The following is a 13,854-nucleotide window of genomic DNA, read 5'->3' on the forward strand; positions in this document are numbered from 1 at the left end:
ACGTCAGATCGCGGGCAGCGCCGCGCCGTCCCGGGCATAGACCTGGGCGATCCGGCAGCCCCGCGGATCGTACTGGACCACGATCGCGCCGGGCTGGCCCGGCTGCCGGACCCAGGCTTGGCGCGCCGCCAGGCTGTACTCGGTCGGAGAGCCGGGCGTCACCGGCGCGATGTCGATGCTGGAGATGCCGCCCGCCGTGAGGTGATAGGCCGCGAGCGCGCCGGCGACGCGGCCGGAGCAGGCGTCGTTTCCCATCTGGGTGCGGACCTTCTCGGCCAGCGCCGGATCGGGCGTTGCCGAGGGCGGGACCAGACCGGCGCAGCCCGACAGCGACAGGACGAGGGCGAGGCTGGAATGAAGCTTGGCCATGCCGATCCCCATGCTGGTTTCGCCAGCGAAATGGTGGTTCCGGCGCGCCCGGTCAACCGGGCCGCAGCGTAGCGCCGGCCTCAACCTGAGAAACGGAAAGGGCCGCCGGTCCTGCGACCGGCGGCCCTTCGCCTGACGATGCCCCGAGGCGCTATTGGTTCATGCTCTCGAAGAAATCCGCGTTCGACTTGCTGTGCTTCAGCTTGTCCATCAGGAACTCCATCGCATCCGTCGGGCCCATCGGCATCAGGATGCGGCGCAGCACCCACATCTTCGACATGGTGGCCTTGTCGACCAGCAGTTCCTCCTTGCGGGTGCCGGACTTGCCGATGTCGATCGCCGGGAAGGTGCGGCGGTCGGACAGCTTGCGGTCGAGGATGATCTCGGAGTTGCCGGTGCCCTTGAACTCTTCGAAGATCACCTCGTCCATCCGGCTGCCGGTGTCGATCAGCGCGGTGGCGATGATGGTCAGGCTGCCGCCTTCCTCGATGTTGCGGGCGGCGCCGAAGAAGCGCTTCGGCCGCTGCAGCGCGTTGGCGTCGACACCGCCGGTCAGCACCTTGCCGGAGGACGGCACCACGGTGTTGTAGGCGCGCGCCAGGCGGGTGATGCTGTCGAGCAGGATGACCACATCCTTCTTGTGCTCGACCAGGCGCTTGGCCTTCTCGATCACCATCTCGGCCACCTGGACGTGGCGCGTGGCCGGTTCGTCGAAGGTCGAGGAGATGACCTCGCCCTTCACCGACCGGTCCATGTCGGTCACTTCCTCCGGCCGCTCGTCGATCAGCAGCACGATCAGGAAGGCGTCCGGGTGGTTCTCGGCGATCGAGTTGGCGATGTTCTGCAGCATCACCGTCTTGCCGGTGCGCGGCGGCGCCACGATCAGGGCGCGCTGGCCCTTGCCGAGGGGCGAGACCAGATCGATGATCCGGCCGGTCATGTTCTTCTTGGTCGGGTCGATCAGCTCCATCCGCAGCGCTTCGTCGGGATAGAGCGGGGTCAGGTTGTCGAAGGTGACCCGGTGCCGGACCGTCTCCGGCTCCTCGAAATTGATCTTGTTGACCTTGGTCAGCGCGAAATAGCGCTCATTGTCCTTCGGGGCGCGGATCTCGCCCTCGATGGTGTCGCCGGTTCGGACGCCGAAGCGGCGGATCTGCTGCGGCGAGACGTAGATGTCGTCAGGTCCGGGAAGGTAATTCGATTCCGGTGACCGCAGAAATCCGAACCCGTCGGGCAGCACTTCGAGCACACCCGATCCAAAAATAGCGACGTCGTTTTCAGCCAGTTGCTTGAGGATGGCGAACATCATGTCCTGCTTGCGCAGCATGCTCGCGTTTTCGACCTCGAGCTCTTCGGCATAGGCGAGAAGCTCGCTGGGAGACTTCTCTTTCAGTTCTTGCAGATGCATGGGGACCCTGATGGGCGTGGGCAGAGCGCCGGCGGCGCGGCGTCTTTGGATTGGTGTCTCGCTGGAAGCCTCGGTCCACGGCACGAAGGGCTCGACCGCGCCGGCGCTTCGAATGAGCCCCGGATGACCGCTGAGAACACGAGATGGTTATCGAATGACTTGCCGCAAGTCAATCGTGGCTGGCGGCTTTGAGGCTTCCGGGTGAAGAAAGCCCCTCCACTCCACTGTCAAGCCCGCCAGTAGACAGCCAAGAAGAGCCCCACCCGTTCAGAACGGCCGCACGATCACCATGATCAGGATCACCAGCAGCAGCAGCGCCGGCACTTCGTTGACGATGCGGTAGAAGCGCTCGCTGTGGGGATTGCGGCCCTCGGCGAAACCGCGGCGCCACCGGATGCACATGTGGTGCAGCACGGTCAGGATGACAACCCCCGTCAGCTTCACATGCAACCAGCCCTCGGCGAAGAAGGCCCAGTCGGTCAGCCACAGCATGGCGATGCCGAACACCCAGGTCAGCACCGCCGAAGGCAGCATGATGCCGCGCATCAGCCGCCGCTCCATCACCGCGAACCGCTCGTATTCCGGCGTCCCCGGCGTGGTCTGGGAGTGGTAGACGAACAGCCGCGGCAGGTACAGCAGCCCCGCCATCCAGGAGATCACGAAGAAGACGTGGAGGGCCTTGATCCAGGGGTAGAGAGCCGCCATTCCGTCCTCGCTCTAAGCCGCTTTGCTGGGACACCCCGTGAACGCCGCCGGGCAGATCCGGCCGCCGTCGCCCGCCTCGCAGGCGGTGCCGCGCCGATGGCCGGCCCGCACCAGATCCGCCAGGCCGGCGATGAAGCCCGCCTCGGCGCCGACGGTGGGCACCCGCAGGTAGCACGGCGCGCCCGATTCGTCAGCCAGCTTACGGTATTCGATGTCGAGCTCGACCAGCGTCTCGGAATGCTCGGAGACGAAGGCGATCGGCACCACCACGATCGGCCGCTTCGCATGGGCCGCCTCATGGATCACCGCCTCGGTCGACGGCTCGATCCATTTCAGCCGGCCGACCCGGCTCTGATAGGTCGAGACCCAGTCGAGATCGCGAATGCCGGAGGCCTCGGCCAAGGCCGCGGCGGTGCGCTCGCACTGCCACTGATAGGGGTCGCCGGCCTTGACGATCTTCTCCGGCAGGCCGTGCGCCGAGAACAGAACGCGGGGCCGGCCGTAGCGCGCCGCCTCCTCATGCGCCGCTCGCAGCCCCGCGGCCATCGTGGCGATGAAGCGGTCCTCGGTCGGGTAGCAGCAGACGATCCGGGTCGGCGCGTCCAGCCGGGCGATCCTGCAGGCGTCGCGCCATACCCGCAGCGACGACGCCGTCGTGGTGGTGGAGAACTGCGGGTACAGCGGCAGCAGGATCGCCTCGTCCGGGGCGAAATCCTTCACCAGCATCGCCGTCTCCTGGCTCATCGGGTGCCAGTAGCGCATGGCGATGAACACCTTCACCTCGCCCAGATCGGCCAGCGCCGCCTCCAGCGCCCGCGCCTGCGCCTCGGTGTTGGGCAAGAGCGGCGAGCCGCCGCCGATCTCGGCATAGATGTCCTTGGCCTGGCGGGTCCGCTTCCTGGCGATGGCCCAGGCCAGGATCACCCGCGCCGGGTTCGGGATGCGGATGATCGCCGGGTCGGCGAACAGGTTGAACAGGAAGGGCCGGATCGCATCCGGATTGTCGGGGCCGCCCAGGTTGAACAGGACGACGGCGATCCGCCGGCTCATGCCGTGTCTCCGCGCAGATGGCGGACCAGGGCCGCGACATGCTCGGGCGGCGTCTTCTGCAGCACGCCGTGGCCCAGGTTGAACACGAAGGGGCCGCGCCCCAGGGCGCCCGTGATCGCATCGGCGGCCCGGATCATCGGCTCGCCCCCGGTCAGCAGCAGCACCGGGTCGAGATTGCCCTGCACCGCGGCCTTGGGCTGAAGGGCCGTCGCGGCCCAGCCCGGCGGCACGGTGGTGTCCAGCCCGACCGCGTCCACCCCCGTGCCGGCGAGATAGCGCTCGTACAGCAGCCCGGCGCCGCGCGGGAAGCCGATCACCGGCACTTCGGGCGCCCCGACCCGCACCGCGTCGACGATGCGTTTGGTGGGCGCGATCACCCACCGCTCGAACTCCACCTCCGGCAGCACCCCGGCCCAGCTGTCGAACAGCTGCACCGCCTGGGCGCCTGCCTGGATCTGGCGCAGCAGATAGGCGGATGTCGCCTCGACCAGCAGATCGACCAGCCGGCGGAAGGTCTCCGGCTCCCCATAGGCCAGCCGCTTGACCACGCCGTACTCCTTGCTGCCGCCGCCCTCGACCATATAGGTCGCGACGGTCCAGGGCGCCCCCGCGAAGCCGATCAGCGCGGTCTCGGGCGGCAGGGCTGCCGCCACCCGTGCGACCGTCTCGTAGACAGGCCCCAGCACCTCGTGCAGCCGGCCGGCGGACAGGCGGGCGATGCCGGCCGCGTCGGTCACCGGCTCCAGCTTCGGGCCCTCGCCCTCGACATAGTCCAGCGCCTGGCCCAGCGCGTGGGGCACCACCAGGATGTCCGAGAACAGGATCGCCGCGTCCAGCCCATAGCGGCGGATCGGCTGCAGCGTCACCTCGGCCGCCAGCTCCGGGTTGTAGCAGAGATCCAGGAAACTGCCGGCCCGGGCCCGGACGGCGCGGTATTCCGGCAGGTAGCGCCCGGCCTGGCGCATCAGCCAGACCGGCGGCCGGGCCAGGGTCTCGCCGGCCAGGGCGCGCAGGAACGGCTTCGCCGGCGTCGCTGTCGTCTCTTCCCGGCTCTGACCATCCCTAACCATGAAAAGGAATCCTTGTTTGGAGGATGTGGTGAATCGCTGTGGATAACGGGGATTGTGACTCTTCCCCAATCCATCCACAGGGTTTTGCCCGGCGGCCCGCCCCTCCCTGTGGAAAGCGGGGAAGACGCGCCCGACTCGCTACACCCTCGCCATCGCCCCTGTCCATAACGGGCGGGAGGACTCGGGGTCGCATCGTCGGGCCTCGCCGCCGCGCTGTCGAGGACGGGACTCTCGTCCCCAGCCGGACGGAAGAGTCGACGACTCACCCGCGGTCCGGGCACAGATCGCGTCAAGCCTCACGAATCCGTCCCTCATCCCGAATTTGCCCACAGACAATCCCCATGCCTCCGCGATACAAGGAAGGCATGGCGCAGACGAAGACGTTTCACCTACATCTCGTTTCGGATTCGACCGGCGACACCATTCATAGCGTCGCACGGGCCTGCCTCGCGCAGTTCGAGGGGGCGGAGCCGATCGAGCATTTCTGGAACCTGGTGCGGACCAACCGCCAGCTCGACATGGTGGTCGAGGAGATCCGCGACCATCCCGGCGTCGTCGTCTTCACCCTGGTCGATGACGGGCTGCGCCACCGGCTGATGGATGTCTGCGGCACGCTCGGCGTGCCCTGCATCTCGGTGCTCGACCCGATCATGGCGGCGCTGGCCCAGCAGCTCGGCATGGCGGGGCACGGCCGGCCGGGCCGGCAGCACGCGATGGACGCCGCCTATTTCCACCGCATCGAGGCGATGGACTATGCCCTGGCGCATGACGACGGCCATCTGACGGGCGAGCTGCACCAGGCCGATGTCATCCTGGTCGGGGTGTCCCGCACCTCGAAGACGCCGACCTGCCTCTACCTGGCCAATCGCGGGGTGAAGGCGGCGAACGTGCCCTTCGTTCCCGGCCTGCCCCTGCCGGACGACCTGCACAAGATCAGCCGGCCGCTGATCGTCGGGCTGACCAAGGATCCGGAACGGCTGATCCAGCTGCGCCGCAACCGCATGCAGATGCTGAACCAGGCCCAGACCACCGACTATGTCGACCCCGAGCAGGTGCGGTCGGAGGTGGCGGAGGCCCGGCGCTACTTCGCCAAGCACCGCTGGCCGGTGCTCGACGTCACCCGCCGCGCCATCGAGGAGACGGCGGCGGAGATCCTGTCGCTGCTGGCCCGGCGGGGCCGCAGCGCCGGCCTGCCTTGAGGGAGCTCCGACCGTGACCCGGGTGATCCTCGCCTCCGGCAGCGCCACGCGGCGGGCCATGCTCGCCGCCGCCGGCGTCCCTGTCATTCCCAGCCCGGCCGCAGTGGACGAGGCCGAGGTCAAGGCGTCGATGCAGGCCGAGGGCGCGACCCCGGCCGATGTCGCCGAGGCGCTGGCGGTGCTGAAGGCGCAGCGCGTCTCGCGCCGCTTCGCCGGCGATCTGGTGATCGGCGCCGACCAGATGCTGGATTGCGACGGCGTCTGGTACGACAAGCCGGCCGACCGCGCGGCGGCCCGCGACCAGCTGCTGGCGCTGCGCGGCCGCACCCACACCCTGACCTCGACTGCGGTCGCGGTGCGCGACGGCCAGCGGGTGTGGCACGCGACCGACCGGGCGAAGCTGACCATGCGGTCCTTCAGCCACGTCTTCCTCGAATCCTATCTCGACGCCGTCGGCGACGCGGTGCTGTCCTCGGTCGGCGGCTACCAGCTGGAGGGCCTCGGGGCGCAGCTCTTCGCCAAGGTCGAGGGCGACCATTTCACCGTGCTGGGCCTGCCGCTGCTGCCGCTGCTCGGCTTCCTGCGAGACCACGGGGTGCTGCCGTCGTGACCTTGACCGCGAAGGGCCGCCTGGCCGGGGTGATCGGCTGGCCGATCGGGCATTCCCGCTCGCCGCAGCTGCACGGCCACTGGCTGGCCCGCTACGCCATCGACGGCGCCTATGTGCCGATGGCGGTGCCGCCCGAGCGGCTGGAGGCGGCCTTGCGCGGCCTGGCCGCCCTGGGCTTCCGCGGCTGCAACGTCACCGTGCCGCACAAGGAGGCGGCGATGGCGCTGGTCGACGAGCTCGACCCGCCGGCCCGGCGTATCGCCGCGGTGAACACCATCGTGGTACGCGAGGATGGCAGCCTGTTCGGCACCAACACCGACGGCTTCGGCTTCCTGGCCAACCTCCAGGCCGGCGCGCCCGGCTGGTCGGCGGGAAGCGGCCCGGCGGTGGTGGTGGGCGCCGGCGGCGCGGCCCGGGCGGTGATCGTCGCCTTGGCCGATGCCGGCGCGCCGGAGATCCGCCTGGCCAACCGCACCCGGGCCCGGGCCGAGAAGTTGGCAGCAGAATTGGGGGCGGCGGAGCTGGGCGGCCCGATCACGGTTGTCGATTGGGCCGACCGCGCCGCGGCGCTGGACGGCGCCGCCCTGCTGGTCAACACCACGACCGAGGGCATGGTCGGCCGGCCGGCGCTGGACATGCCGCTCGACGCGCTGCCGGCGGACGCGCTGGTCAACGACATCGTCTATGCGCCGCTGGAGACGCCGCTGCTGGCCGTGGCGCGGGCGCGCGGCAACCCCGTGGTGGATGGCCTCGGCATGCTGCTGCACCAGGCCCGGCCGGGCTTCGAGGCCTGGTTCGGCGTGGCGCCGACGGTCGATGCCGCCCTCCGCTCCGCGGTGCTGGGGGGCGGTTGATGCGGATCCTGGGCCTCACCGGCTCGATCGGCATGGGCAAGTCGACCGCCGCGGCGATGTTCCGGCGCGACGGCATCGCCGTGCACGACGCCGACGCCGCGGTGCACGACCTGCTGCGCCGGGGCGGCGCCGCGGTGCCGGCGGTGGCGAAGGCGTTCCCGGAGGCGGTGCACGGCGGCGCGGTCGACCGCAAGGCGCTGGGCGCCTTGGTGTTCGGCAGGCCCGAGGCGCTGCGCCGGCTCGGGGCCATCCTGCACCCGCTGGTGCGCCGCCGCATGCGCCGGTTCCTGCAGCAGGCCGGGCGGCGCGGCGACAAGCTGGTGGTGCTGGACATCCCGCTGCTGTTCGAGACCGGCGGCGAGCGCTTCTGCGACGCCGTCGCGGTGGTCAGCGCGCCGCGCCTGCTGCAGCGGCAGCGGGTGCTGGCCCGGCCGGGGATGACCCGGGAGAAGTTCGCCGCGATCCTGGCGGCGCAGATGCCCGACCGCGAGAAGCGGCGGCGGGCGGATCATGTGGTGCCGACCGGCCTCGGCCGCCGGCCGACGCGGCTGGCCCTGCGGGCGCTGCGCCGGCAGGTTCTGGCCCGGCCGGGACGGCGCTGGCGGCCCTCATTGAAGGTGGTGTGATGCGCGAGATCGTCCTGGACACCGAGACCACCGGCCTGCATGCGATGGGCGGCGACCGCCTGGTCGAGATCGGCGGGGTCGAGATGATCAACCATGTGCCCACCGGGGCGCATTACCACGTCTACATCAACCCCGAGCGGCCGGTGCCGATGGAGGCCCAGCGGGTGCACGGGCTGACCGACGAGTTCCTGGCCGACAAGCCGGTCTTCGCCGAGGTGGCGGGCGGCTTCCTCGACTTCATCGGCGACGCCAAGCTGGTCATCCACAACGCCGAGTTCGACATGGGCTTCCTGAATGCGGAGCTCGGGCGGCTCGGCCTGCCGCCGATCCCGATGGCGCGGGCGATCGACACGGTGGCGCTGGCCCGGCGGCGCTGGCCCGGCGCCCAGGCCTCGCTCGACGCGCTGTGCCGCCGCTTCGGCATCGACAATTCCGGCCGCACGCTGCACGGGGCGCTGCTCGACGCCCAGCTGCTGGCCGAGGTCTGGCTGGAGATGTGCGGTGGCCGCGAGCCCGGGCTCGCCATCACCACCACGGTCGAGGTCACCGAGACCACGGTGGTGGTCGAACGCGTCGCCCGCCCGGCCCGGCCGCACGCGCCGACCGAGGCGGAGCTGGCGGCCCATCTCGCCTTCATCAAGGGCCTGACCGACCCGCTCTGGCTGAAGGAGGCCGAGGCGGCCGAAAAGGGCGCCGCGTGATCATCCATTTGAACGGCTGGCCCGGGGCGGGAAAGCTGACGGTGGCGCGGGTGCTTGCCCGGAAGCTCGGGGCCAGGCTGCTCGACAACCATACGCTGCACAATGTGGCGGCCGCCCTCTGCGACCGCGGCACCGATGCGTACTGGTCGTTGTACGGGCAGGTGCGGGATCTGGCCTATGAGCGCATCCGCGTCCTGCCGCCGGACGCGGTCCTGGTGATGACCAACGCCTTCCTGCGAGAGACGCCCCGCGACGTCGAGGCCTGGGGCCGGATCAAGGATCTCGCGGCCAGCCGCGGGGACCGATTGGTCGCCGTGACGCTGGACTGCGATCTCGACGAGAACGTCGTCCGCATCAGCGGTGCCGGCCGCGCCGACAACCGCAAGCTGACGGATCCGGAGCCTCTGATCGCTTGGCGCAGCGAGTACCACCTGATCGTCGATGACGCCGAGGATTGGATGGTCGTCGACAACACCCGCCTCGCGCCGGAGCGGGCGGCGGACCGGATCGTGGCCTATCTGGACGGGCTGCCGCCGTCGCCGCGAAATCCAGCCCCATAAACTGTCATGCCCGGGCTTGACCCGGGCATCCAGAAGGTCTCGACGCTCTCTGGATTGCCGGGTCAAGCCCGGCAATGACAGGGAGGGGCGGAGCCCCTCAGTTCACGCTCGGCTGGCCCTCGGCCTCGGAGCGGGCGCGCAGGGCGGCCAGCTGGCGGCGGAACAGCTCGGTGAAGTCGATCGGCTGGATCAGCAGCGGCGGGAAGCCGCCGTTGCGTGTCGCCTCGGCGATCACCGACCGGGCGAAGGGGAACAGGAGGCGCGGCGCCTCGATCAGCAGCAGCGGCGCCGTCTGCTCCTTGGTCACATTCGCCAGGGCGACCACGCCGCCATAGCTCAGCTCGCACAGGAAGGTGGCGGCGTCGCCGGTCTTGGCCTCGGCCTTGATGTGCAGCACCACCTCGAAGGCGTTCTCGGCCAGCTGCTGGGTGCGGACGTCGACATTGACCGTCACCTGCGGCGGCGTCGCCTGCTGGGTCAGGCTGCGCGGCGCGTTCGGGTTCTCGAAGGACAGGTCCTTGACGTACTGCGCCGAGATCTGCAGCGAGGGCTGCAACTGCTGGGCGGCGTCGGGCTGCTGGTTGTCGTCCGACATGAAAAATCTCCCTGGAAACTCTGGCTGTGCTGGCCGGCGAAAGACGGGGGTCTCGCTAGCACGGAACTCGTGGCGGCCACAACCGGGCAGGACCAGCCGTCAGGACGGCCGGCGGCCGTCGCCTTGGTCGGGACCGCCCCAGCGCGAATCCTCGATCCGCGGCAGCGACGGGTCGCGGCCGCCCTCGGGCTTCACCTCGGTGTAGTCGGCGTCGATTACCGTGCCCCCGGCGGGGCTGCGCCCGCCGGGCCAGACGGTGAAGCCGCCGCGCCGCTTGGCCTGGACGCCGAGCCAGCGAATGACCATCCGCCGCACCGTCGGCACCAGCAGCGGCAGCGCCATCAGGTCGCTGGGGAAGCCGGGGAAGACCAGCAGCAGCGCGGCCAGCACCAGCGGGGCGGCATGCGCCACCGGCTCGGCCGGCGGCTCGCCGCGGGCCAGCGCCGCCTGCATCTCGCGCAGCGCCCGCATCCCCTGCCGCTTCAAGAGCAGCGAGCCGATCACGCCGATCGCGATGAACAGCGCCAGGGTGGCGAGCACGCCGATCCAGCGGCCGACCACGATGAACACCGTGATCTCGGCCAGGACCGGGACAAGAAGCAGCAGGGCGAGGAGGGGCATCGGTTTCCCTTGCCGTTTGGGGGGCGGCAGCCTATCTGTCGGGGGCAGGCGTCGTTCCTGACCGCGCATCCTGGCCCGGGCGGCCGTCCGCCGAAGGTTCGCTTCATCCGGACGGGCCGACCAAGAGGTAGTGTCGCGCGGCGCCCGGGTCCAGAGCGATGCATTCGGCGCCGGCACGGGCGCGCGACAAGTGAAGGGAGCGATGGGCGAAGGCTCTTTCCTCGATATCCTGGTTCTGGCGGTGATCGCCGGGTTCCTGATCCTGCGGCTGCGCAGCGTGCTCGGCCGGCGGACGGGGACGGAGCAGCGGCGGCCGAACCCGATCGCCCAGCAGCCGGCGCGGCCCGAGGCGCGCTCGCCCGACAATGTCGTCAGCATGCCGGAGCGGCCGCGTGCCGCCGGCAACGGCGATTCCAGCCCGGCCGGCGGCCTGACCCAGATCAAGATCGCCGACCGCAGCTTCAGCGAAAGCAGCTTCCTCGGCGGCGCCCGCGCCGCCTTCAAGATGATCGTCGAGGCCTTCGCCCGCGGCGACACCGCGACGCTGCGCCCGCTCCTGTCCGACGAGCTGTATGACGAATTCAGCGGGGCGATCCGCGACCGCCTGGCCGCCGGCCATGTGCTGGAGGAGACGGTGGAATCGGTCGACCGCGCCGAGATCGTCGACGCCCGGATGGACGGGCGCACCGCCTTCGTCACCGTGCGCCTCGCCTCGCGCCAGAAGAGCGTGCTGCGCGACGCCGACGGCAAGGTGATCGAGGGCAGCCCGGACCAGACGGTCGAGGTCACCGACATCTGGACCTTCGCCCGCAACACTCGCGCCACCGACCCGAACTGGGCGCTGGTCGAGACCCGCGAATCCCACTGACCCGCCGATGCCGTCGCTCCTGACCCGTCCGGCCCGGCCCTGTCCGGGCCGCGGCCGTTCGGCCGAGGATGCCGACCGCTGATCCGGCATGGCCAAGACCCGCAAACCGAGCGAGGAAGAGCGCCGCCTCTGGCGTCTCGTGATGCAGGACGTCGTGCCGCTGCGGCCGCGCGATCCCCTGCCTCCGCCGCCTCCGCCTGACCCCGCGCCATCCCCGCCGCCGCCGCGCCCGGCGCCGCCCGGCCAGCGGCCTGCCGTGGCCGCGCCGAAGCCGGCCGTCCCGCCGGCGGCGCCGAAGCGGCTGCGCAGCGGCGACCTGACCGGCATCGACGGCCACCGCGCCGACCGGCTGCGCCGCGGCAAGGAGGGGATCGAGGGCCGGCTCGACCTGCACGGCATGCGCCAGGTCGAGGCGCATGACGCGCTGATCGGCTTCGTCGCCTCGGCCCAGCGGGCGGGCAAGAAGACGCTGCTGGTGATCACCGGCAAGGGCAGCTTCTCGAACGGCGACAGCGTGCTGCGCGCCAACGTGCCGCTGTGGCTGAACGAACCGCCGCTGCGCGACAAGATCCTGGCCATCACCCCGGCCCATCCCCGCGACGGCGGCTCCGGCGCGCTCTACATCGTGCTCAAGCGGCGGCGGGAGGGGTAGGCGGTTCGGATCGACGGTAACGGCCGAAACATTCACTTGTCATGGCAAGCCCCGAAGGGGCGTGGCCATCCAGCGGCACCGATCCCTGGATGGCCACGGCGCTGCGCGCCTCGCCATGACGGGGAAGGAACCGAAAATCGATCGCAAAGCCGGCAAGCCGTGGGTCAGCCGGCGCGACTGATCGTCCCGAACTCCGCCAGGATCCACTCCCGCACCGCCGCCACAGCTTCGCTCTCCGGGCCCGGGCGTCGGACCAGGTGGAAGCCCATGCCTTCGATCACCGGACCGAAGGGCTGCACCAGCGTCCCGGCCGCCAACTCCGCCGCCACCAGGGTCAGGCTCAGGAGGCCGACGCCGTGGCCGGCCGCCACCGCCTGGATGGCGTGGCTCTCGTCGGTGTAGTGCAGGGCCGAGGCGGCGCGCTCCGGCAGCCCGGCGGCGGCGAACCAGCGCGGCCAGGACGGCTTCTCCGGATGCGGCACGCGCCACTCGAAATGGATGAGCCGGTGCTGCGCCAGCTGCTCCGGCGCGGTCAGGCCGAGGGAGGGGTGCGCCACCGGCGCCAGCCGGTCGGTGCCCAGCAACTCCGACCGCAGCCCCGGATACGCGCCGCCGCCGTAGCGGATGGCCAGGTCGGCGGTGCCGGCGGCCAGGTCCACCGGCTCGTCCGCCGCCAGCAGGCGCAGGGTGACGTCCGGCCGCCGCTCCTGGAACGACGCGACGCGCGGCACCAAGAGGCGGGCGGGGAAGGCGCGGGGGGCGGGCAGGGGCACGGTGCTCGGCCGGGCCTTGGCGGACAGCCCGTCGATGGCGCGGGCGAAGGCGTCGAAACCGTCGCGCAGCACCGGGTACAGGCGCTGCGCCGCCTCGGTCATCACCACCTGCCGGGTCCGCCGCTCGAACAGCCGCAGCCCCATCGTCTCCTCCAGCAGGCGGATCTGGTGGCTCACGGCCGTCGGTGTCACCAGCAGCTCCTCGGCGGCGCGCTTGAAGCTGAGATGGCGGGCGGCGGCCTCGAAGGCGCGCAGGGCGGCGAGCGGAGGAAGGCGGCGCATGGCGGTCCATACAGATGAATTGACCTCAGCCATAAGATGAGGGATTTGCCTTTGTCTGCAAGCCGGAAAGCGCACATCTCCTGGGCCGGAAACAGTACAGAGCTCAGCCATGACCACGATCCTGCACATCGATTCCAGCGCCCGCCTTGGCCGCTCTCACACGCGCCGCCTGTCCGCCCGTTTCATCGAGGCCTGGCTGGCCCGCCGGCCGGACGACACGGTGATCCGCCGCGATGTCGGGCTGGAGCCGCCGCCCCCGGTGACCGAGGCCTGGATCGCCGCCGCCTTCACCAAGCCGGAGCGGCGGACGCCGGAGATGCGCGCGACCCTGGCGGTCAGCGACGCGCTGGTGGACGAGCTGGAGCGCGCGGACCTGATCGTCGCCGGCGTGCCGATGTACAATTTCGGCCTGCCGGCGCAGATGAAGGCCTGGGTCGACAACATCGTCCGGGTCGGCCGCCCCTTCGGCTTCGACCGCAGCCGGCCGGGCGAGCCCTACTGGCCGATGCTGTCGGGCAAGCGCGCGGTGCTGCTCGGCGCCCGCGGCGACTGGGGATACGACCCGGGCGGGCGCATCGCCGGCCTCAACCACGTCGAGCCGCATCTTCAGACGGTGTTCCGCTACATCGGCATCACCGACACGGTGTCGATCGCGGCGGAATACGATGAGTTCGCCGACGAGCGGATCCGGCAGTCGCTGCAGGCGGCGGAGGCGGAGATCGACCGGCTGGTGGCGCGGATGATGGCGGAGGCCGTGGCTGCCTGACTCTGATTGTCATTGCCGGGCTTGACCCGGCAATCCAGAAAGTCTCGACAGCCTCTGGATGCCCGGGTCAAGCCCGGGCATGACAGTTTGGGGGAAACTGGAAGCTTCCCGGCGACCCGAGACTTTCACTCAGCTGTCATCCGGC

Annotated in this window: 17 protein-coding genes; 9 read left to right on the top strand and 8 right to left on the bottom strand. The window is 70.6% G+C overall.

The window, feature by feature from the left end; translation table 11 throughout:
• Positions 1-3: 3 nt before the first annotated feature.
• The 5 genes from LG391_RS22820 to hemE form a co-directional block, all read right to left on the bottom strand.
• On the bottom strand, positions 4-369 hold the full coding sequence (locus tag LG391_RS22820) for a hypothetical protein (protein WP_225770346.1): 366 nt from the start codon (positions 367-369) through the stop codon (positions 4-6).
• 151 nt (positions 370-520) lie between these two features.
• Entirely contained in the window at positions 521-1,777 is a 1,257-nt protein-coding gene (gene rho, locus LG391_RS22825; protein ID WP_225770347.1) for a transcription termination factor Rho, read from the bottom strand.
• Between the two features lie 267 nt (positions 1,778-2,044).
• On the bottom strand, positions 2,045-2,482 hold the full coding sequence (hemJ, locus tag LG391_RS22830) for a protoporphyrinogen oxidase HemJ (RefSeq protein ID WP_225770348.1): 438 nt from the start codon (positions 2,480-2,482) through the stop codon (positions 2,045-2,047).
• A gap of 12 nt (positions 2,483-2,494) precedes the next feature.
• Positions 2,495-3,532 carry a ferrochelatase gene (gene hemH, locus LG391_RS22835; RefSeq protein ID WP_225770349.1) on the bottom strand — a complete coding sequence of 346 codons (1,038 nt, stop codon included), beginning with the start codon at positions 3,530-3,532 and terminating at the stop codon, positions 2,495-2,497.
• The gene (gene hemE / locus LG391_RS22840; RefSeq protein ID WP_225770350.1) at positions 3,529-4,602 is read right to left on the bottom strand and encodes a uroporphyrinogen decarboxylase; all 1,074 of its coding nucleotides are present in this window, start codon (positions 4,600-4,602) and stop codon (positions 3,529-3,531) included. The genes hemH and hemE overlap by 4 nt, the downstream gene beginning before the upstream one ends.
• 365 nt (positions 4,603-4,967) lie before the next feature.
• Between hemE and LG391_RS22845 the strand changes: the two genes are divergently transcribed.
• The 6 genes from LG391_RS22845 to LG391_RS22870 are packed head-to-tail and all read left to right on the top strand — an operon-like array spanning position 4,968 to position 9,152.
• The gene (locus LG391_RS22845; RefSeq protein ID WP_225770351.1) at positions 4,968-5,801 is read left to right on the top strand and encodes a pyruvate, water dikinase regulatory protein; all 834 of its coding nucleotides are present in this window, start codon (positions 4,968-4,970) and stop codon (positions 5,799-5,801) included.
• A gap of 13 nt (positions 5,802-5,814) precedes the next feature.
• A complete protein-coding gene (locus LG391_RS22850; protein WP_225770352.1) occupies positions 5,815-6,411 on the top strand; it encodes a nucleoside triphosphate pyrophosphatase in 597 nt (198 codons plus the stop codon).
• Complete coding sequence (locus LG391_RS22855) at positions 6,408-7,265, top strand: shikimate dehydrogenase (protein ID WP_225770353.1); 858 nt, start codon at positions 6,408-6,410, stop codon at positions 7,263-7,265. Before LG391_RS22850 ends, LG391_RS22855 begins: the two co-directional genes overlap by 4 nt.
• A complete protein-coding gene (coaE, locus tag LG391_RS22860) occupies positions 7,265-7,891 on the top strand; it encodes a dephospho-CoA kinase (protein WP_225770354.1) in 627 nt (208 codons plus the stop codon). Before LG391_RS22855 ends, coaE begins: the two co-directional genes overlap by 1 nt.
• Positions 7,891-8,592: a DNA polymerase III subunit epsilon gene (gene dnaQ / locus LG391_RS22865; RefSeq protein WP_225770355.1), complete on the top strand. Its 702-nt coding sequence runs from the start codon at positions 7,891-7,893 to the stop codon at positions 8,590-8,592. Before coaE ends, dnaQ begins: the two co-directional genes overlap by 1 nt.
• On the top strand, positions 8,589-9,152 hold the full coding sequence (locus LG391_RS22870; RefSeq protein ID WP_225770356.1) for an ATP-binding protein: 564 nt from the start codon (positions 8,589-8,591) through the stop codon (positions 9,150-9,152). The genes dnaQ and LG391_RS22870 overlap by 4 nt, the downstream gene beginning before the upstream one ends.
• Before the next feature lie 97 nt (positions 9,153-9,249).
• On the opposite strand, the gene secB is transcribed toward LG391_RS22870, so the two are convergent.
• Both secB and LG391_RS22880 read right to left on the bottom strand, forming a co-directional pair.
• Positions 9,250-9,747: a protein-export chaperone SecB gene (gene secB, locus LG391_RS22875; RefSeq protein WP_225770357.1), complete on the bottom strand. Its 498-nt coding sequence runs from the start codon at positions 9,745-9,747 to the stop codon at positions 9,250-9,252.
• A gap of 99 nt (positions 9,748-9,846) precedes the next feature.
• On the bottom strand, positions 9,847-10,368 hold the full coding sequence (locus LG391_RS22880; protein ID WP_225770358.1) for an FxsA family protein: 522 nt from the start codon (positions 10,366-10,368) through the stop codon (positions 9,847-9,849).
• A gap of 202 nt (positions 10,369-10,570) precedes the next feature.
• On the opposite strand from LG391_RS22880, the gene LG391_RS22885 reads away from it, so the two are divergent.
• Positions 10,571-11,236, top strand: coding sequence for a Tim44/TimA family putative adaptor protein (locus tag LG391_RS22885; RefSeq protein WP_225770359.1), 666 nt, complete (start codon positions 10,571-10,573; stop codon positions 11,234-11,236).
• A 256-nt stretch (positions 11,237-11,492) separates the two neighbouring features.
• Positions 11,493-11,888, top strand: a complete 396-nt coding sequence (locus tag LG391_RS22890; protein ID WP_225770360.1) for a Smr/MutS family protein — start codon at positions 11,493-11,495, stop codon at positions 11,886-11,888.
• A gap of 164 nt (positions 11,889-12,052) precedes the next feature.
• On the opposite strand, the gene LG391_RS22895 is transcribed toward LG391_RS22890, so the two are convergent.
• Positions 12,053-12,943 carry a LysR substrate-binding domain-containing protein gene (locus LG391_RS22895; protein ID WP_225770361.1) on the bottom strand — a complete coding sequence of 297 codons (891 nt, stop codon included), beginning with the start codon at positions 12,941-12,943 and terminating at the stop codon, positions 12,053-12,055.
• Positions 12,944-13,052: 109 nt separating this feature from the next.
• Between LG391_RS22895 and LG391_RS22900 the strand changes: the two genes are divergently transcribed.
• Positions 13,053-13,709 carry an FMN-dependent NADH-azoreductase gene (locus LG391_RS22900; RefSeq protein ID WP_225770362.1) on the top strand — a complete coding sequence of 219 codons (657 nt, stop codon included), beginning with the start codon at positions 13,053-13,055 and terminating at the stop codon, positions 13,707-13,709.
• The last annotated feature ends 145 nt before the right edge of the window (positions 13,710-13,854 follow it).

Source organism: Inquilinus sp. Marseille-Q2685, assembly GCF_916619195.1.
Taxonomy (GTDB): domain Bacteria; phylum Pseudomonadota; class Alphaproteobacteria; order DSM-16000; family Inquilinaceae; genus Inquilinus.

Excerpts from the sequence above, each read along its gene's own strand:
- hemH (WP_225770349.1), bottom strand. The coding sequence starts at position 3,532 with ATGAGCCGGCGGATCGCCGTCGTCCTGTTCAACCTGGGCGGCCCCGAC.
- rho (WP_225770347.1), bottom strand. The coding sequence starts at position 1,777 with ATGCATCTGCAAGAACTGAAAGAGAAGTCTCCCAGCGAGCTTCTCGCC.
- LG391_RS22820 (WP_225770346.1), bottom strand. The coding sequence starts at position 369 with ATGGCCAAGCTTCATTCCAGCCTCGCCCTCGTCCTGTCGCTGTCGGGC.
- hemJ (WP_225770348.1), bottom strand. The coding sequence starts at position 2,482 with ATGGCGGCTCTCTACCCCTGGATCAAGGCCCTCCACGTCTTCTTCGTG.
- LG391_RS22845 (WP_225770351.1), top strand. The coding sequence starts at position 4,968 with ATGGCGCAGACGAAGACGTTTCACCTACATCTCGTTTCGGATTCGACC.
- coaE (WP_225770354.1), top strand. The coding sequence starts at position 7,265 with ATGCGGATCCTGGGCCTCACCGGCTCGATCGGCATGGGCAAGTCGACC.
- secB (WP_225770357.1), bottom strand. The coding sequence starts at position 9,747 with ATGTCGGACGACAACCAGCAGCCCGACGCCGCCCAGCAGTTGCAGCCC.
- hemE (WP_225770350.1), bottom strand. The coding sequence starts at position 4,602 with ATGGTTAGGGATGGTCAGAGCCGGGAAGAGACGACAGCGACGCCGGCG.
- LG391_RS22895 (WP_225770361.1), bottom strand. The coding sequence starts at position 12,943 with ATGCGCCGCCTTCCTCCGCTCGCCGCCCTGCGCGCCTTCGAGGCCGCC.
- LG391_RS22880 (WP_225770358.1), bottom strand. The coding sequence starts at position 10,368 with ATGCCCCTCCTCGCCCTGCTGCTTCTTGTCCCGGTCCTGGCCGAGATC.
- LG391_RS22900 (WP_225770362.1), top strand. The coding sequence starts at position 13,053 with ATGACCACGATCCTGCACATCGATTCCAGCGCCCGCCTTGGCCGCTCT.
- LG391_RS22885 (WP_225770359.1), top strand. The coding sequence starts at position 10,571 with ATGGGCGAAGGCTCTTTCCTCGATATCCTGGTTCTGGCGGTGATCGCC.
- dnaQ (WP_225770355.1), top strand. The coding sequence starts at position 7,891 with ATGCGCGAGATCGTCCTGGACACCGAGACCACCGGCCTGCATGCGATG.